The sequence below is a fragment of the Roseivirga thermotolerans genome (genome assembly GCF_014653175.1).
Taxonomy (GTDB): domain Bacteria; phylum Bacteroidota; class Bacteroidia; order Cytophagales; family Cyclobacteriaceae; genus Roseivirga; species Roseivirga thermotolerans.
Genome location: NZ_BNAG01000004.1, coordinates 607,733 through 624,255 on the forward strand (window position 1 = coordinate 607,733; position 16,523 = coordinate 624,255).

Annotated in this window: 13 protein-coding genes; 11 read left to right on the forward strand and 2 right to left on the reverse strand. The window is 44.1% G+C overall.

Annotated features, from left to right (window positions below):
- Positions 1-3: 3 nt before the first annotated feature.
- The 11 genes from IE164_RS16390 to IE164_RS16440 all read left to right on the forward strand — a co-directional run bounded on the left by IE164_RS16390 (position 4) and on the right by IE164_RS16440 (position 12,514).
- Positions 4-717, forward strand: coding sequence for a TolC family protein (locus IE164_RS16390; protein WP_189631333.1), 714 nt, complete (start codon positions 4-6; stop codon positions 715-717).
- Between the two features lie 3 nt (positions 718-720).
- Complete coding sequence (locus IE164_RS16395; protein WP_189631334.1) at positions 721-2,784, forward strand: GumC family protein; 2,064 nt, start codon at positions 721-723, stop codon at positions 2,782-2,784.
- Positions 2,781-3,914, forward strand: a complete 1,134-nt coding sequence (locus IE164_RS16400) for a glycosyltransferase (RefSeq protein ID WP_189631335.1) — start codon at positions 2,781-2,783, stop codon at positions 3,912-3,914. The genes IE164_RS16395 and IE164_RS16400 overlap by 4 nt, the downstream gene beginning before the upstream one ends.
- A gap of 86 nt (positions 3,915-4,000) precedes the next feature.
- On the forward strand, positions 4,001-5,488 hold the full coding sequence (locus IE164_RS16405) for an O-antigen ligase family protein (protein ID WP_189631336.1): 1,488 nt from the start codon (positions 4,001-4,003) through the stop codon (positions 5,486-5,488).
- A 309-nt stretch (positions 5,489-5,797) separates the two neighbouring features.
- Positions 5,798-6,976, forward strand: a complete 1,179-nt coding sequence (locus IE164_RS16410; protein ID WP_189631337.1) for a glycosyltransferase family 2 protein — start codon at positions 5,798-5,800, stop codon at positions 6,974-6,976.
- The gene (locus IE164_RS16415; protein ID WP_189631338.1) at positions 6,973-7,119 is read left to right on the forward strand and encodes a hypothetical protein; all 147 of its coding nucleotides are present in this window, start codon (positions 6,973-6,975) and stop codon (positions 7,117-7,119) included. Before IE164_RS16410 ends, IE164_RS16415 begins: the two co-directional genes overlap by 4 nt.
- Before the next feature lies 1 nt (position 7,120).
- Positions 7,121-8,281, forward strand: a complete 1,161-nt coding sequence (locus IE164_RS16420; protein ID WP_189631339.1) for a glycosyltransferase family 4 protein — start codon at positions 7,121-7,123, stop codon at positions 8,279-8,281.
- Entirely contained in the window at positions 8,278-9,567 is a 1,290-nt protein-coding gene (locus IE164_RS16425; protein ID WP_189631340.1) for an oligosaccharide flippase family protein, read from the forward strand. The genes IE164_RS16420 and IE164_RS16425 overlap by 4 nt, the downstream gene beginning before the upstream one ends.
- Complete coding sequence (locus IE164_RS16430) at positions 9,558-10,373, forward strand: SAM-dependent methyltransferase (RefSeq protein WP_189631341.1); 816 nt, start codon at positions 9,558-9,560, stop codon at positions 10,371-10,373. Before IE164_RS16425 ends, IE164_RS16430 begins: the two co-directional genes overlap by 10 nt.
- Positions 10,361-11,239, forward strand: a complete 879-nt coding sequence (locus IE164_RS16435) for a glycosyltransferase family 2 protein (RefSeq protein ID WP_189631342.1) — start codon at positions 10,361-10,363, stop codon at positions 11,237-11,239. The genes IE164_RS16430 and IE164_RS16435 overlap by 13 nt, the downstream gene beginning before the upstream one ends.
- 87 nt (positions 11,240-11,326) lie before the next feature.
- The gene (locus tag IE164_RS16440; RefSeq protein WP_189631343.1) at positions 11,327-12,514 is read left to right on the forward strand and encodes a glycosyltransferase family 2 protein; all 1,188 of its coding nucleotides are present in this window, start codon (positions 11,327-11,329) and stop codon (positions 12,512-12,514) included.
- On the opposite strand, the gene IE164_RS16445 is transcribed toward IE164_RS16440, so the two are convergent.
- A complete protein-coding gene (locus tag IE164_RS16445) occupies positions 12,488-13,216 on the reverse strand; it encodes a LytR/AlgR family response regulator transcription factor (RefSeq protein ID WP_189631344.1) in 729 nt (242 codons plus the stop codon). The two genes, IE164_RS16440 and IE164_RS16445, sit on opposite strands and share 27 nt — an antisense overlap.
- A 52-nt stretch (positions 13,217-13,268) precedes the next feature.
- Positions 13,269-16,478, reverse strand: coding sequence for a PAS domain S-box protein (locus tag IE164_RS16450; protein ID WP_189631345.1), 3,210 nt, complete (start codon positions 16,476-16,478; stop codon positions 13,269-13,271).
- Between the last annotated feature and the right edge of the window lie 45 nt (positions 16,479-16,523).

The following is a 16,523-nucleotide window of genomic DNA, read 5'->3' on the forward strand; positions in this document are numbered from 1 at the left end:
ACCATGAAAAAGACACTTAGCATACTCGCCCTTCTTATCGGCCTTCAGTGGGTGGCCATGGCTCAGAGCCCCACCCAGCTCAAGGTAGAAAACCTTAGACCCGTAGAAGAACTTATTGCTGTGGCCATGCAACAGTCATCGGCTATCAAAGCTCTTGGAGTGGCTCAGCTACAGGCCGATCAGGAAATACAGATCAACAAAAAGAAGTGGTTGCAGCACATCACGGTGGCAGCAGGTGTCAATTATGGTAACGGCATTGTGGCCGATCAGCTTACGGGCGATCAAAGCGGTACAAGACTTACTTACCTGAGCCGTCAGAATGTAACCTACAACCTTGGTCTTAACATTAGACTACCCTTTACCGAGGTGAGCTCAAGAAAAAACGAAATCAAGCTTCAGGCGCTTGAAAAGGAAAAGCTGGATCATCTGAAGGGCAAAGAAGAAGAACTCATTAAAAAAGAAATCATAAAAATTTATTCTAACCTGAAGCACTTCATCAAGGCGGTTGAAATTCAGGTAGAAGTAGTACAATCGAACGAAATGGCCCTGGAAGTGGCTGAAGGCTACTTCAAAGCCGGTAAGCTTCCCCTTGAGCAGTACCGAATGGCCATGGAATCGCTTTACTCCTCAAAAATGGAGTTTGAAAAAGCCAAAAACGAAGCGTGGTTGGCTTACACTACCCTTAAGACTATTGTTGGAGAAGATATACTCAAGTAAGTCATGACCATTGTAGAAATCGTACGACTTATAGTAAGGTACTTCCACTTTATAGCCGGAACCGCCATACTCCTCGCCTTCCTGGTCTTCTACAGTACCAAAGACGGTAAGAAAGAGTACTCCACTCATACGCTACTCAATACGGGTCTCATCTCAGGTTACAGTATCGAAAGCAATGCCAGCGGCAGAGTGGATTATGCCAAAACCAACAACGAGTTAGAAAACCTCATCAACCTGGCTACCTCTTACGAAACCAACAAGGAACTCTCGGCCCGACTAATGGCACACCTTCTGTTGGCCCGCAAAAAAGGAGTACTAAGACTTTTGCCAGAAAATTTAGATCACTTTGAGCAAACCCTGAAAAACCTGGAAATCAATATTACTGATCAGGATACAGAAATCTCAATTTATCAGAAACTGGTAAATATGAGAGAAGCCGATCAGTTCAACGAAGTATACCTGATTGCTAATTCCAAGAACGATTTCTTTGGCATTGAGCAATTGGAAAACCTGGTGGTAACCCGCGAAGGTAACAGCGACATGATTCGCATGGAATACACCTCAATAGATCCGTATATAAGCCAGAAAACACTCGAACTCCTCACCGGCATTTTCATGTCGAAGCAAAAAGGAATTAAAGAAGGCCAAAGCGATTCTGTAATTGGCTTCTTCGAGCAAGCTGTAAACAAATCTTCTGCAAAATTAAAAGGGGCTGAGGATGCTCTACTACAGTTTCGTGTAAACAACAAAATCATTAACTATTACGAGCAAACCCGCTTTATCTCGGGCAACAAAGAAGAACTAGACAAGCAGTACCAGGACGAGTTGAAAATATTAGCCGGAGCCAAATCAGCCCTTGCAAAAATTGAAATTGAAATCTCCGACCGCGACATCCTTGCCAGCCTGCAAACCAAACTTGCCAATAATCGAGGCAACATTTCTAAGTACAGTGCCGAGCTTGCTTCACTTGAGCTAACCGCAGACACCGTACCTAATCAGGCCATGGTAATTCGCAAATCTGAGCTCAACCTGCAGATTGACTCGCTCAAAAGCCAAATGACCAATATTGCCAACGATTTGCTGTTTACCAGCCAAACTCCTGATGGGCTTGAAACTCGCGAAATGCTTACCCAGTGGCTCAACTTCACCATTATGAAAGAAGAGTCTGCCGCCAAGCTATCCGTAATGGAGGCACGCCAGCAGGAGTATGAAAGAATTTATGACCGCTTTGCCCCCTTAGGTTCTACCCTAAAGAGACTTGAGCGCGAAATTGATGTGGCCGAAAGAGAATATCTGGAAAACCTACATAGCTACAACCAGGCTCGACTGCACAAGTACAGCATGATGATGTCGAGCAATATTAAGGTAATAGATGCGCCTTACTACCCCATTAAGCCGCTAAAGTCTAAGCGAATGATGATGGTGATTCTGGCCTTCTTAGTAGGAGCCATTTTGCCTACAGCCATCATTATTGCCTCAGAGTTGATGGATAATTCTTTGAAGAAGCCGGAAACAGCCAAGGTGCAAACCGGATTGTATGTAGGCGGCATATTAGCCAAAAACACTAAAAAGCTTCAAAAGAGCATAGACATGGACTCGTTGGATCGATTGGCCCTTAACCTCTTTGTCCAGGAATTAAGAGCCAATGCACAAGGGGTAAAAGAACCAAAGACCGTAATTTTCTTTAGTACCGAAGCGGCAGAGGGTAAAAGCTACATTATTGAGCAATTAGAGAAGCACTTCCCCTATCTCAATTCGGGTGAAAATCCTGAGTTCATTTTCAAAGAACTTCCTTCTATTCTGCATAACCCATACTCGGAAGAAGAAGTAGCCAGCGGCAATGTGCATGTACTCGTAGCCCGTGCCAACAGAAGATGGATGGCCTCAGACAAACATGTATTGAAGATATACCGCAAGCTTGCCAATAAAAAACCCCTACTATTTATCAACGCGGTGACTGCCGAGGTAATGGAAGAAGTAATTGGCGAAATACCTAAGAAAAGAAGCTGGCTGAGAGCCAGAGTAAAACAAGTGTTAACCACAGGTTTTAAAACTAACTCCATATGAAAAAAGTGATCGTTTGTCATAGTTTTCCGGCTTGGGACACCCCCTATATTAAGTCTACCATTGAGTTGCTCAAGCAATTAAGCGCAGACCATCGTGTAATAATGATAGACTATCACTACACACTTAAGGATCTGTTTTTCAATAAATTTGCTCCTGTTAAACAAATTTTAGGTTTAAGCAGAAGAACACGTACTTTCACCACAAATCAGGGAGCCATTGAGGTAATCTCAACTCCCCCTATACTGCCCATCAACTGGATTAAGCACAAAGGTTTGTTTAAGGCAATGGCCCGGCTAAACGCCTGGGTCATTGGCAGGAGCATCAAAAAACAGCTACAGCGATCAGCAGTAGATTCTTATACTTTGGTGAACGCCTTTAATCCCGTCTATGGCTACTACTGCCGTTCATACTTCGCTCCGCTTAAAACAGTCTATTACTGCTACGATGAAATTGCCGCTACCGAATGGTCGGGAGTGCATGGAGCAGCCTATGAAGAACGTTTTATGCCATTGGCCGATGAGGTGATTTGCACCAGTAGTGTATTAAAAAGAAACAAGTCAGAGCTGGCCAAACAGATTCAGTTTATACCCAACGGGGTAAATCTGGAGCTCTTTCTAGCCCCACACAAAGAGAAAAGCAACGGCTCTACGATTGGCTACATCGGAGCCATTGATAGCCGGATTGACTTCGATCTGGTTGCACATTGCGCTCAGGCCCTGCCCGAGTTTGAATTTCAGTTCTACGGACCGGTGAAAACCACTTTGCCAAAACTACCGGCCAATGTGAAAATGCTGGGCGCAGTGGCTCAGGAACTATTGCCCGAAAAAGTTCAGGCCTTTGATGTTTGCCTCATTCCATTTGTAAAGAGTAAACTCACCGAAGCCATTTACCCACTCAAAATCAATGAATACCTGGCCATGGGAAAAGCCGTAGTTTGCACCGATTTCTCAGACCTTTCCGACTTTGAAAAAGTGGCCGAAATAGCCACAGACAAAGATGGTTTTGTAAAGGCCATTCGGAAAGCCCTGCGGTACAACACCAGACTAAAAACCCAAAAACGAATTGAGTTTGCCAAACAAAACTCCTGGGAACATAGAGCCCGGCAGTTTGCCGAAGCACTTTCCGCTTAACGCTCTTTTCGGTTATTCACCGAAGCATACCATCCATTGAACGAGTACAGACCAAATTGGCCTAAAGCCTTTGCACTTTTGTATTCATGGATAATCCACAAAACGTTTATACTCCAAAGGGTGCAGCCATTTTTGGCACTCCATTAGGATGGCTCATTATTCTGGCCATTCTGGGGCTTAGTTTTGTACTTATTCACTTTATAGGCCTCATTGGTGGCATGCTACTGCTAGGGCTACCCGTAGGCCTGGTAGTAGTTTCCTACATATGGAACCGACCCAAGATTGGCGTATGGGGAACACTCATTATGGCTTTCTTTTCGGCCGGAATTACCCGATATGTTCCCGGCCCCTGGGGACTCACGGTAGACATACTGCTTGCCCTTTCATGGCTAAGTATAATTCTCAATAAATCCATTAAACCTAACTGGAAACACGCCAAAAACCCGATTGTGGCCCTCACCAGCTTTTGGATGCTTTTTCTGACTCTGGAAATCGTAAACCCCAGTGGCAACGGGCTCATTGCCTGGTTTTATGCCATGCGCGGAATTGGCTTTTATCAGGCACTTACGGTACCCCTGGTCTTTCTCTTTTTCAGAAAGCAGAAAGACATGAATCAATTCTTTAACGCCCTTATACTATTCTCTCTAATTGGTACGGTTTGGGGCTTTAAGCAGCAAATACTGGGAGTAGATGCAGCGGAACATCACTGGCTTTATGCCGAAAACCATCATGAAGAGCATGTATTGCATGGGGTATTGAGGGTCTTCTCCTTCTACTCCGATGCGGGGAGTTTTGGCTCATCGCAGGCCATGATGGCCCTTATGTGCGGTATTCTGTTTATGGGTCCCTACCCCACAGCCAAGAAAATAAAATACCTTGTTCTTGCCATTGTATTCTTGCTGGGCTTTGCCATTTCAGGAACCAGAGGGGCTTTGGCCGTGCCATTGGCAGGAGGTATTGCATACCTCATACTCATAAAGAATTTTAAAATACTTATAGCCGGCTTTAGTGCCATGATCATTGTGTTTGTCATACTCAAATACACCTTTCTTTTTCAGGGTGTTGAACAGGTAAGGCGAATGCGAACGGCATTAGACCCTAATAACAAGTCGCTTAGTGTACGGCTGGAAAACCAGAAAACCTTTGCCCGCTATCTGGCCACACGACCTTTTGGTGGAGGCATAGGCACAGCTGGTTTTTGGGGCGCACGATTTAACCCTGATTCTCTGATGGCCAATACGGCCACCGACAGTTGGTTTGTGAAAATCTGGGCAGAAACGGGGCCCATTGGCTTAATGGTTCACCTCGTTGTGTTGGGATTTATACTAGGCTATGGTGGTTTAAAGATTATGCGGATGCGCTGTCTCAAAAACCGCACACAAGCTTCTGCCTTATATGCCATGCTGGCAGGAGCCATTTTTGCGAGTTATGGCAACCAGGTACTCATTCAAATGCCCACCGGTATCATACTCAATTTTGCCATTCCGTTCATCTTCTTAATTGCTGAACGAGACACCAAAACCTGGCTCAAAGGCATTAAAAAGCCATCTAAACTCAGAGAGCTATTACAGTAATCTAACCTGGATTCGATTTAAGTAAGTAGTAAAATATCCCCTCTTAGGAGGTCACTGCGGAATTTTCCTCTGAAAACTTCACATACGCAAAGGAAAATATCCGCAATCTCATTTAGGCTCTGTTGAGATACCGGAGAAAACAGCCCTTTTTGATAGTTTAAGGCCTGTTTTTCCGACATGACGTTCTTTTCGTACATCGAACTCAGGTTAATCTAAGCACTCATTTCATTCATCGTTGATTTCCTGCCATTCACCTTATAATTCCGGAAGGGAGCTTTGGTGGAGGTAGATTTGAATAAACATCGAAACATGAAAACTCTAGCCCAAATCATCATCGCGTTTCCAGTAGCTTACCTGGTGGTAGCTAGCCTTTACCAACTAATTCTGGCCATTGCCAGCACATTTAAGACTGCAAGAGTGGTGGTTAAAGAAGAGGGCCTGAGCAAGTTTCTGATTCTGGTACCTGCTTATAAAGAAGATCAGGTAATTCAGCAGACTGTTAAATTGAACCTCCAACACAGATACGAGTATCCCAAAGAGCACTTCGATCTGGTAGTAATTGCCGATCAGCTGCAACAGGAAACTCATACGGCCCTGGAACAAATGGGCGCTAAGGTTCACGCAGTATCATTCGATAAAAGCACGAAAGTAAAGTCGCTACAGAGCGCCATGAACCACTACAAAAACGGTTATGATGCCGTGGTAGTGCTCGATGCGGACAATGTGATGGAAAGAGGCTTCTTATTCAAAGCCAATCGCCTGATGAAGTCCGGTTTGAGAGCTGTTCAGGGATTGCGCAAAGCAGCCAACAGCAATACTTCTACTGCATTGATGGACGGCTTGTCTGAAACGGCCAACACGGCTATGCTATGCCAGGGAGCTAATAATTTAGGGCTTTCCTCTAAGCTATCCGGTTCGGCTATGGTATTCGACTATAGCTTGTTCGACACAGTAATAGCTCAGTGCAAGGCCATTGGTGGCTTTGATAAAGAAATGGAGCTTATCCTTACCAAAGGTGGTGAGTTCATCCATTACTCTGAGCAGATTTCGGTTTTAGACCAGAAAGTTTCATCTACTGAAGCCTTTACTCGTCAGAGAGGGCGATGGCTCGAGGCTCAGTACACCTATTTCAAGAGATCGATTAGGGAGAGCATGGTGCAACTGGCAAAGGGCAACTTCGACTTTTTCCATAAAGTTATGCAGTTGGCGCTACCCCCGCGTGCGGTAGCTCCCTTTGCCATCACTTTGTTTGCACTTACCGGACTGCTATTAAAAAGCCAGGTGCTTTTTGTAGCCAGCACCGGAGCACTGCTAGCCCTTATTATAGCTTACCTGTTGGTGCTTCCTACTCAAGCACTTCTCAGAGAGTCTTTTCGCATCGCGTTCAGCCTTCCCAAAATTGGCTGGGCAGCTTTCAAGGCTCTTTTACTTATGCAGAAATCCAAAAAGGAATTCATTCACACTGAACACCAAATTTTAGAACTATGATTTTTCAAGGAATGCCCTGGCCGGCCGTATTGCCAATTGCAATTCTAGCCATGATTTACGCCATTAACCTAGCTAAAAAACACGAGAAGACAGTTGTGAAAGACAAACTGGACGGTCTCAAAGACAAGAAAAACAACCATTAAGATGAAAGCACATTCCACCCTTCATATACTACTCATCTGCAAGACACTTCCCTGGCAGTTTAAAGGGGGTATTCAAACCCACACCTGGGAGCTGGCCAGAAGCCTTGCAAGCAAAGGACACCAGGTGTCTATTCTGAACGGTGGAAGCTTTCGGAAGAGAACCAAGGTTGCGGAAAAAGAAGGCATCCGGATTATTGAGGTGCCTTACTTTCCCGGCCGATACATAAAACCAATTTCGTTGATAGCCGAAGAGCTGTCATTCAACTGGTCGGTTCTTCATTGGGTTAGAAAAAACCACATGAAGTTCGATATCATTCACGCTCAGGGCCGAAGCGGCTACCTGCTAAGTTTCTATTCTAAGATTCATCATAGGCTCGTGAACACTGTACATGGCCTCATCGATATAGAAAACAAAGGCAAGAAGTGGTATCACATCAACCACCAGTTACACCATACCTTCACCCGAAGAATGGAAAAAAGGCTTTACAACAGTGCAGCAGGATTGGTAGCTGTTAGCGAGGCCTTAAAGCAAGAAATCTATGAACGCAGACCTACGGGAAAATCAATCAACGTGATTACCAATGGCGTGAGCAGTCAGTGGTCAGACTCCAAGAGCGAACTGGCCGGAGTGGCTAAGTTTCTTTTTGTGGGCAGACTACATCCTGTAAAAGGCATTAGCAAAATTGTGGAAGTGATGGACCAGGCCGCAGACCATGTGCAACTGGACATTATTGGCAATGGCAGCGAGCGTGTGCGCATAGAGCAAATTATTAAATCCAAGAAGTTAGAAAGTAGAGTCAGACTGCTCGGGGAGTACAGCAATGATAAAATTCATGAAGTACTCCCCTATTACACCGCGCTGATTTTACCTAGTCAATATGAAACACAGGGCATTGTATTGCTTGAGGCCAACTCGGAGTCTATACCCGTAATAGCCTCAGATCTGCCGGCCATTCGTGAAACCATAGAAAATGGAGAAAACGGCATACTCTGTCCTGATCATAACCCTAAAGCCTTTATTGAGGCCATGAATTATATGGCCGAAAACCGGGAGCTTGCCAAAGCCATGGGCATTAAAGGACGCACAAGGGTTAAAGCCCGCTTTACCTGGGAAAAAATTGCCGAAAGAACAGAAACCCTCTACCGAAGCATTGCCCAATGAAATCGTTAAAACAAGATTTGGGCAGAACTTTCTATTCCTTTGCAGGACAAATCTCCTTTCTGCTTAGCAACTTTATTCTGTTTCTCTACCTGGCCAAACGCTACGACCAGGCGTCTTTTGGCCACTGGGCTATATTTATTACCACAGTGTCCATACTAGATGGCTTAAGGCAGGGATTTACCCAAAACGGACTGGCTCGGCTTATCATCCGGCAGCCCGACAATCGGGAGATTAGAAGTACAAGCCTCTTGCTCAACTATGCCATAGTAGCTCTCACCAGCCTTTTTCTGGTGGTTTTCTCTCTGTGGTCGGTTCCTGAGCTTAGCATACTGTATATCAATGGGTTTAAAGCCTTGTTGGTACTAGCTACTATACAATTTCTAAATTCAGTAAATCAGGCACAGCAAAAGTTTAAGAAGTACTTTATCACCAACTTCATCTACCTTATTTCCTTTATAGCGGTACTGTCTGCTCAGCTGATAGTAGCCGGACAACCCAGCCTCACCCGACTGATAGACATAATGTTTCTTTCGGTGTTGCCGGTAACCATACTGGCTGTTGTTCAAGGCGAGTTTAGGCTGGTAAGGCCACTAAAGAGTACGGCCATGGAGCTTATTCACTTCGGCAAATACTCCTCTGGTACTAATCTGCTCTCACTGCTTTTTCAGCGGGTAGACTTACTCATGATTAACTACTTCATGGATCCTACAGCCGTAGCAATTTTCCATTTTGCCAACAAAATAATCGGTTATGCCGAACTCCCCCTGCAGGCCATTTCACAAGTCATTTATCCTAAAATTGCAGCCAGTTATCTTCAGTCGGGAGGCATTCATCTTAAAAAAACCTACGGCAACTCTATTCTGTGGTTATTAGCCTTTATACTACCGACTACGCTTATTGTGCTACTCTTTAATAAAACCATAATAACCATCATAGGATCAGAAAGTTATCTTTCAGCCTCCGGTATAATAATCATTCTGGCAACCGCTACACTATTTAAACCGTGGGGCCGCGTTTTTGGCCTTACCCTGGATGCCGTTGGTAAACCAAGAGTAAATTTTCTGATGCTGGTTTTTAGCCTGGCGGTCAACGTAGTAATGAATTGGTTGCTGATTCCTGCTTTTGGTGTACAGGGAGCAGCTACGGCCACCGCTTCCAGTGTTATTATAACCATCATTATAGGTCAGTTAAACATTAAAAGAACGCTTGCCATACACCCTATCAAAGAGTTTGTTGTGGCAGCCAAATCATTAACACATCTAAATGCTTTGAAGAAATGGAGCTAACCTTTGGCACATCGCAGATATTCACCAGCGAACGCATGAAAAGCAAACCCAAACTAGCCAGGCTGTTTAAATCGGTCTTTGGCTATACCAACGTGGGCAACTATGCGCGGTTTACCATTTTCAAGAAACTAATGAAACACATAGACCTGCCTCAAAATGCTAAAATACTAGATTTGGGTGCCGGCTATGGTGAGTATAGCTTTAGTCTGGCCAAAGCTCTTCCCAAGGCTAAAATTCATAGCCTCGATGTAGACAAGGAGCGCATTGCCACACTCAACGAAGCCATAAAAGCTAGTGGAACAAACAACATTACCACACATTGTACCTACACGGAACAATTGGAAGAAAGAGAGTTCGACTTCATATTTTCTATCGATGTTTTCGAGCATATCACTCCGAAAGAAATGCCTTTTAAAGCAGCTTATGACAGGCTAAAGCCCGGAGGCTACTTCATGGTGAAAATTCCTAATAAACACCAACGAACCCTATTGCCCGAGCGATACTTTGAAGAGCACCATGAGTGGCTCGAAGAAGAGCACGTTGGTCAGGTATATAATCTGGAAGACCTCTGGAAACGATTCATTGGTGAGGGTTTTCGTGTGGTACACGGCTCGTACTCTGACGGTTGGTTCTCTCGCCTGGGTTGGGAAGCAGCCTATCTGGGCAAGAAAGCAGGCCTGCTCGGTCAGATTTTGAGCTTGCCATTTGCTAAACTATGTATCAAAATAGATCGCCTGGTACACGGCAATTCCTGGGGAAATGCCATTCAGGTAATCGGAATAAAAGAACCATCATGTCAGCCTTAGTCTCTATAATCACCGTAAACTACAAGCAGGCGCAGGTAACCTGTGAACTGCTCGAATCCATTGGCAAATTGGCCTACAATGCGCTAGAAGTTATTGTGGTAGACAATGGTCAGTCGGGAGACGATACATCTTTATATCAATCGGTATTACCCAATGTGAGGGTCATCAACTCATCGGAAAATATTGGTTTTGCCGGAGGTAATAATTTGGGTATTCAAGCAGCAACAGGCGAGTTTCTATTTTTGGTGAACAACGATACGGAACTAGACAATGGCCTCATAGAATCTCTGCTAACCCATTTTGAAGACGATCATGTGGGGGCTGTCTCTCCTATTTTAAAATATTACGATCACCCCGACCAGATTCAGTTTGCGGGCTTCACAGAGATTAATCCTATTACCGGCCGCAATGAGCTGGTGAGAAAAGCTAAGTCGAGCTACCCCTACTGTACCCCATACTTCCATGGAGCGGCTGTTATGCTCCGAAGATCTGTGGTAGACCAATGCGGGCTTATGCCCGAAGAATTCTTTCTGTACTATGAAGAGTTGGAGTGGTCTCGAATTATACGTTCTCATGGTTTTGAGCTACTGGTTGACCCTACGGTGCATGTGCTACACAAAGAGTCGATAAGCACGGGTAAAAACAGTCCGTTAAAACTCTATTACCAAACCCGAAACAGGTTGCATTTTATGCGAAGAAACGGTTTTAAGAACTGGACGCTCTTCATGCTTTTCTTCATGTTTCTTTCTACCCCAAAGCAACTTGTCCGCTCGCTTCTCTCCAGAGAATGGGCTCACCTGAGCGCCTTTTCCAAAGCCTGGACCGATGGGCTATTGCACAAGCGCTTTGGTTTCAGACCGCTCTAAGCAACTCATCGAAGGATTCCGTTCATTCATCGAAATCTCCCCTTTCAATTCACTGAAATTGAGCTAATTCAAAGAAAAACCACGACCATGGAAATTCTTTTTTGGATCAGCATTTTCATCATCTTCTATGTCTTTATTGGCTATGGCATAGTAATTAGTGTACTGGCCAAGTTTAAAGCAAGCGACACACCGGTTGCTTTGGAAGATGAAGACCTTCCGCATGTTACCCTATTGGTTGCAGCTTTTAACGAAGAGGATATTATTGATGAAAAGATCAGCAACTGTCTGGCACTAGACTACCCAAAGGAGAAGTTACACATTGCCATGGTTACGGATGGTTCTACAGACAATACCAATCACTTAATTGAACAACACCCTTCTATTACCCTGCATTATACACCACAACGAGCCGGCAAAATTGCAGCTGTTAATCGTGTAATGCCTACAATTGACACCCCTATTACCATTTTCTCTGACGCCAACGTGATGATTAATGCACAAGGACTAAGGGAATTGGTAAAGCATTTCCAGAACAACAGGGTAGCGGCTGTTTCAGGAGAAAAAACAGTATTGAGCCAAAAAGCCGATGGGGCAAGTAGCTCCGGTGAAGGTTTCTATTGGAAATATGAGTCTTACCTAAAAAAGAAGGATGCTGAATGGAATTCGCTGGTTGGTTCGGCCGGAGAGTTATTTGCCATTAGAACGCACCTCTACGAGCCTATAGATACCAATACGTTGATCGAAGATTTTGTACTTACCATGACTTTGGCTGCTAAAGGATATAAGGTTGCCTATGAACCAAAAGCACTGGCCCTGGAAACGGGCTCGGCCAATATGGAAGAAGAAACAAAAAGGAAGGTAAGAATTTCTGCTGGTGGCATTCAGGCGGTCATCAAACTACTGCCACTACTTAATCTGATGAGATACGGAAAGTTGAGCTTTCAGTACATATCGCACCGGGTTTTGCGTTGGACACTCATGCCTTTAGCCCTATTGGGAGCTACTCTGGCTGTACCTTTTTTGGCCATTGCCAATGGCATCTACCTAATTCCGGCCATTGCCTGTTTGCTGATTTATGCACTGGCGGCCATGGGCTATCTCATGCGTAATAACCCCACGCGTATCAAAGCCCTGTATATTCCCTACTATTTTCTCTACATGCACTACTGTGTGGTGCTGGGCTGGAAAAAATATTTTACCGGACAGCAAAAAGTAACCTGGGAGAAGGCCAAAAGAGCCAACCTGCCTTTACAACAGGTTGAGTCTCTTAATTAAAGCTTCTTTGTTAGAGCGTGAAATAGGAATTACCTTATTGTCAATTAGCAAATTAGACTCTTCAATGTCTATTATTTTGCTGAGGTTAATGACATAGGAACGGTGCACTTTGGCAAAGTTATGTGGAGTTAGACGGTCTTCTACCCGCTTCATTGTAGTGTGTACAATGTGCCCCTTCTCTTTGGTCTTAAACAAGGCATAGTCGCCCTTAGCCTCTACATAAAGAATATCGTCAATCTTTACCTTAATGAGTTTAGAGTCCACTTTCAGGTATATACTATCTTGAATTACCTTAGACATAGTGGAAGCAGATTCGGCCTTTTTTAACCGATCGAAAGCGGCCATAGCCACTTCAATAGCGGCATTGATGTCTTTTACACCATAGGGTTTAACTAAATAGCCGAAGGGACCTTTTTCTTTAGCCCTGGTAATGGTTTCATTGTCTGCAAAAGCGGTGGTAAAGATGAAAGGGATTTCGAAGTTCTGATTCAGCAGCTCTGCCAACTGCACACCGTCTATATCGCCTCCAATCTGAATATCGAGCAAGGCCAGGTCGGGCACAGTCTCATTGCATATAGCAATGGCGGTCTCTGCGCTTTCTGCAACTCCAAGAACTTCATGATTAAGTACGGCTATAATATCCTGAACGCTCTCCGCGATCATGGGATCGTCTTCTACAATTAGAATTTTCAACTGACTCATTAACTTTTTTTGAACAATTTAATAATTCAGATGAGCAAATTCATGAATTCACCTAAGATAAAGGTAATTCAACTGTAAATTCTGAGCCCTTATTCTCTTCGCTATCCACGGTAATGGTTCCTCCGTGCAGCTCAGTGAACTCTTTTACAATGGATAGGCCCAGGCCGGTACCTTGAATATTTTTAACATTGGTAGCTCTGTAAAAAGAACCGAATAGTCCTTTTAGATCTTTTTGTGGAATGCCTATGCCGTAGTCTTTTATTGAAACCTTTACGCTCTTAAGCTCATTAAAAGCCACCTGAACCTCAGGAGCCTCACTATTTGGAGAGTACTTAAGGGCATTGGAAAGCAGATTAGAAAACACATGCTCCATCAGTGAGGAGTCTATAGATACCTCTCTTGGCACACCTACTACTTCCATCTTAATCTTTCTTCCTTTACTATCGGCTTCGGAATGCTTATTCACCAGGCGCTCAACAAATTGCACCAGGTCGGTAGACGATTTCTTCATATTAATGCGGCCTGCCTCAATTTTGCCCAGCATAAGAATGTCGTTCATTAGAGAGGTAACCCTGTTCAAATCGCCATCTATACGATCCAGAAATTTCTTGTATCTTGGGAAATCGTCAGGGTGCTGGCCTTCTAACTGAAAGCTGATCAGGTCTGCATTCTGTTTTATGGTAGTAAGGGGTGTTCTAAACTCGTGGGAGGTCATGGATACAAATCTGGACTTTAGTTCATTGAGCTCACGCTCTTTTTCCAGCGCTTTTTGCATCTCTTCCTGCACCTGCTTTTGTATGGTTATATCACTCAGGAAGGCCGTAAAGGTAAAGTAGCCTTTATTTTCAACCGGAATAATAGCCATGGCCACCGGAAACTCCTCTCCATTTTTTCTGAGAGCAGTAATCTCAATTTTCTGATTTAAAACCGGACCTTCTCCCGTTTTAAAGAAATGTTGCATGCCCCGCTTATGCGCCTCTCGGTGTATTGGAGGAATAATAGTTTCCAAAAGGGTTTTTCCTAAAGCCTCATCGGCCGAAAAACCAAAGATAGACTCTGCCTGCCTGTTCCATTCGGTAATAACTCCTTCTCTATCTATAGTAATTACCGCATCAATGGCGTTGTGTAATATTTTTCTGAGCTTTTGTTCGCTCTCAATAAGTTCTTTTTCTGCCTTTTCCTGCTTCTTCTTAGCAATGGCATTTTTTAGTCGGTTAGAAGCCAGGTTAGCAATGGTGGTTAGGGTATGCAAATGCTCCTGATTGAAGAAGTTACGCTGCCGGTGCTCGGAATCAATAACTCCAATTACCTCTCCATCGGCAATAATAGGTACCGTAATTTCAGAGAAGCGCACCGCATCGTCTACAATGTAGCGACCGTCTTTGCTGGTATCGTTCACAATCTCTGCGATTCCCGTTTGAGCAACAGCACCTACAATTCCTTCACCAATTTCTATGGATATGGGGTCTAGAACTTTTCTGGTTTTGGATTGCTTGGCGCCATAAGCGGCCACCTGATCCAGTTTACCCGATTCATCATTTTTCAAGTAAATGACACAATCTTCATAACCGAATTTCTCAATCACATTCTCCGCGATCTCCCAGGAAATTTCCTGAATGGAGTCATCTGATAACAAGCTGGTTACAAACCCATTAATAGCACTCAGGTGCTTTTGATTACGCTCTAATTCTTTATTCTTTCTGGCCAAAGCGCGTTGCTCTGCCTCTAGTTTTTCCTGATTTTCAATGAGCGTGAGCGTATAACCCATCCACTTAGAAAAAAGCTCAACAAACTCAAGATCGTAGGTATCGAACTCTTCTTTGCGGGCCTTGGTAGAGGTAAAATTGATAGTCCCTCTTTTTTCTCCGTTTACCCGATAGGCAATGCCAATGTAAGACTCTACACCAAAAAGTTCGTGGCAGGGATGATCGTAGTACTTAGACTCGCTCACATCTTTCATAAAGAGGATGTCATCTTTTTTGATGACTATATCGCAGAAAGTATCGCCCAGCTTAAACTTATCGCCAATGTTGAGCCCGGTATCGTCTGTGTTGGAGTAGAACTGTTTAATCTCATAAGAGGCGCCATTTATTTCACTAATTATGGCAAGGTCTAGACCCAGGTACTCGGTGGCTATTTTAAGCCCCTGATCGATTTGCGAAACGGAAGAAAGGCTCAGGTTTGACGTTACCGAGTTAATGGCCTCCAGTCCGTTTTTGTATTTGCTTAGCTTCGCTTTGGTTTCTTTAAGTTCCTCTTCGGCCAGCTTACGATTGGTAATATCCATGTGAATACCAATGGATCCGCGGATGGAACCATCTACATTGTAAATGGGAGCTCCGCTAATCATTGCCCACCTGTATGAGCCATCTTTGTGTTTTAGCGGTATCTCATAGACACTGGCACTACCTTTGGATCGCTTATGCTGTTGAGAGGCTATAATCTTTCGTGCCTCTTCGTCTACCAGAAACTCCGTAGCCACTTTGCCTATCAATTCTTCAGGAGTATAACCTGTTATTTCTGTCATTACCGGATTGGCAAAAACAATTTTCTGGTTCAGGTCAACTTCCATGAGGCCATACTGAAGGTTCTGTATTATGCCCCTATATTTTTCTTCCGATTGCTTAAGAGCCAATCGGTTATAATAACTCTCCGTGATATCGCGCCCCACTCCCAGAAAACCCATAATCTGAAAGGCGTTTTCCAACAACTGCACATTGAGCCCAATCCAAAACTGTTCTCCGTTTTTAGTAATAATGGGCAGTTCCTTATAAGTAGATTTTTCGCGGGTGCCGGCCTGCTTGCGGTAGAATTGCTGAGCCTCTTCGCGGTATTCGGGATGAATAAGCTCCAGGTATGATTTACCAATTATTTCATTGCGTTCGTAGCCTGTTACTTTTAAGGTCTTGGGGTTAACATAAGTAAAGTCTCCGGCCGCATCGGTCTCATATATAATCTCATTGGCTGCTTCTACAATGAGTTTGTATTTTTCACCATCTTGGGGGCCTTGGCTCATGGGGTTTTCCTCAATCAAAAATTGTAGTGTGTAGGACTGATCGGAAATTAAAACGCGATAATCGATATCGCAACCAAAAACCTTTAAACTTGCTATACGCTCCTGCTGGCCGTTAGTCAAAAAACCGGACACCAGTTTGGCTCGTTCAGAGGCCTTTTTTCGTTCAAAAAAACCGTAAAGCTCTTTTGAAACAAGGGAAGCTTTGAGAATTTCCCCCTTCTTATTTATGGTTATACTAGGTTTCATGAGGTTAAATGCTCTGTAAGCAACAACTATTTCATGAATTTTCCG

What these genes read in the sequence shown, in the direction of transcription:
- IE164_RS16390 (WP_189631333.1), top strand. Translation starts at nt 4, where the DNA reads ATGAAAAAGACACTTAGCATACTCGCCCTTCTTATCGGCCTTCAGTGG.
- IE164_RS16395 (WP_189631334.1), top strand. Translation starts at nt 721, where the DNA reads ATGACCATTGTAGAAATCGTACGACTTATAGTAAGGTACTTCCACTTT.
- IE164_RS16400 (WP_189631335.1), top strand. Translation starts at nt 2,781, where the DNA reads ATGAAAAAAGTGATCGTTTGTCATAGTTTTCCGGCTTGGGACACCCCC.
- IE164_RS16405 (WP_189631336.1), top strand. Translation starts at nt 4,001, where the DNA reads ATGGATAATCCACAAAACGTTTATACTCCAAAGGGTGCAGCCATTTTT.
- IE164_RS16410 (WP_189631337.1), top strand. Translation starts at nt 5,798, where the DNA reads ATGAAAACTCTAGCCCAAATCATCATCGCGTTTCCAGTAGCTTACCTG.
- IE164_RS16415 (WP_189631338.1), top strand. Translation starts at nt 6,973, where the DNA reads ATGATTTTTCAAGGAATGCCCTGGCCGGCCGTATTGCCAATTGCAATT.
- IE164_RS16420 (WP_189631339.1), top strand. Translation starts at nt 7,121, where the DNA reads ATGAAAGCACATTCCACCCTTCATATACTACTCATCTGCAAGACACTT.
- IE164_RS16425 (WP_189631340.1), top strand. Translation starts at nt 8,278, where the DNA reads ATGAAATCGTTAAAACAAGATTTGGGCAGAACTTTCTATTCCTTTGCA.
- IE164_RS16430 (WP_189631341.1), top strand. Translation starts at nt 9,558, where the DNA reads ATGGAGCTAACCTTTGGCACATCGCAGATATTCACCAGCGAACGCATG.
- IE164_RS16435 (WP_189631342.1), top strand. Translation starts at nt 10,361, where the DNA reads ATGTCAGCCTTAGTCTCTATAATCACCGTAAACTACAAGCAGGCGCAG.
- IE164_RS16440 (WP_189631343.1), top strand. Translation starts at nt 11,327, where the DNA reads ATGGAAATTCTTTTTTGGATCAGCATTTTCATCATCTTCTATGTCTTT.
- IE164_RS16445 (WP_189631344.1), bottom strand. Translation starts at nt 13,216, where the DNA reads ATGAGTCAGTTGAAAATTCTAATTGTAGAAGACGATCCCATGATCGCG.
- IE164_RS16450 (WP_189631345.1), bottom strand. Translation starts at nt 16,478, where the DNA reads ATGAAACCTAGTATAACCATAAATAAGAAGGGGGAAATTCTCAAAGCT.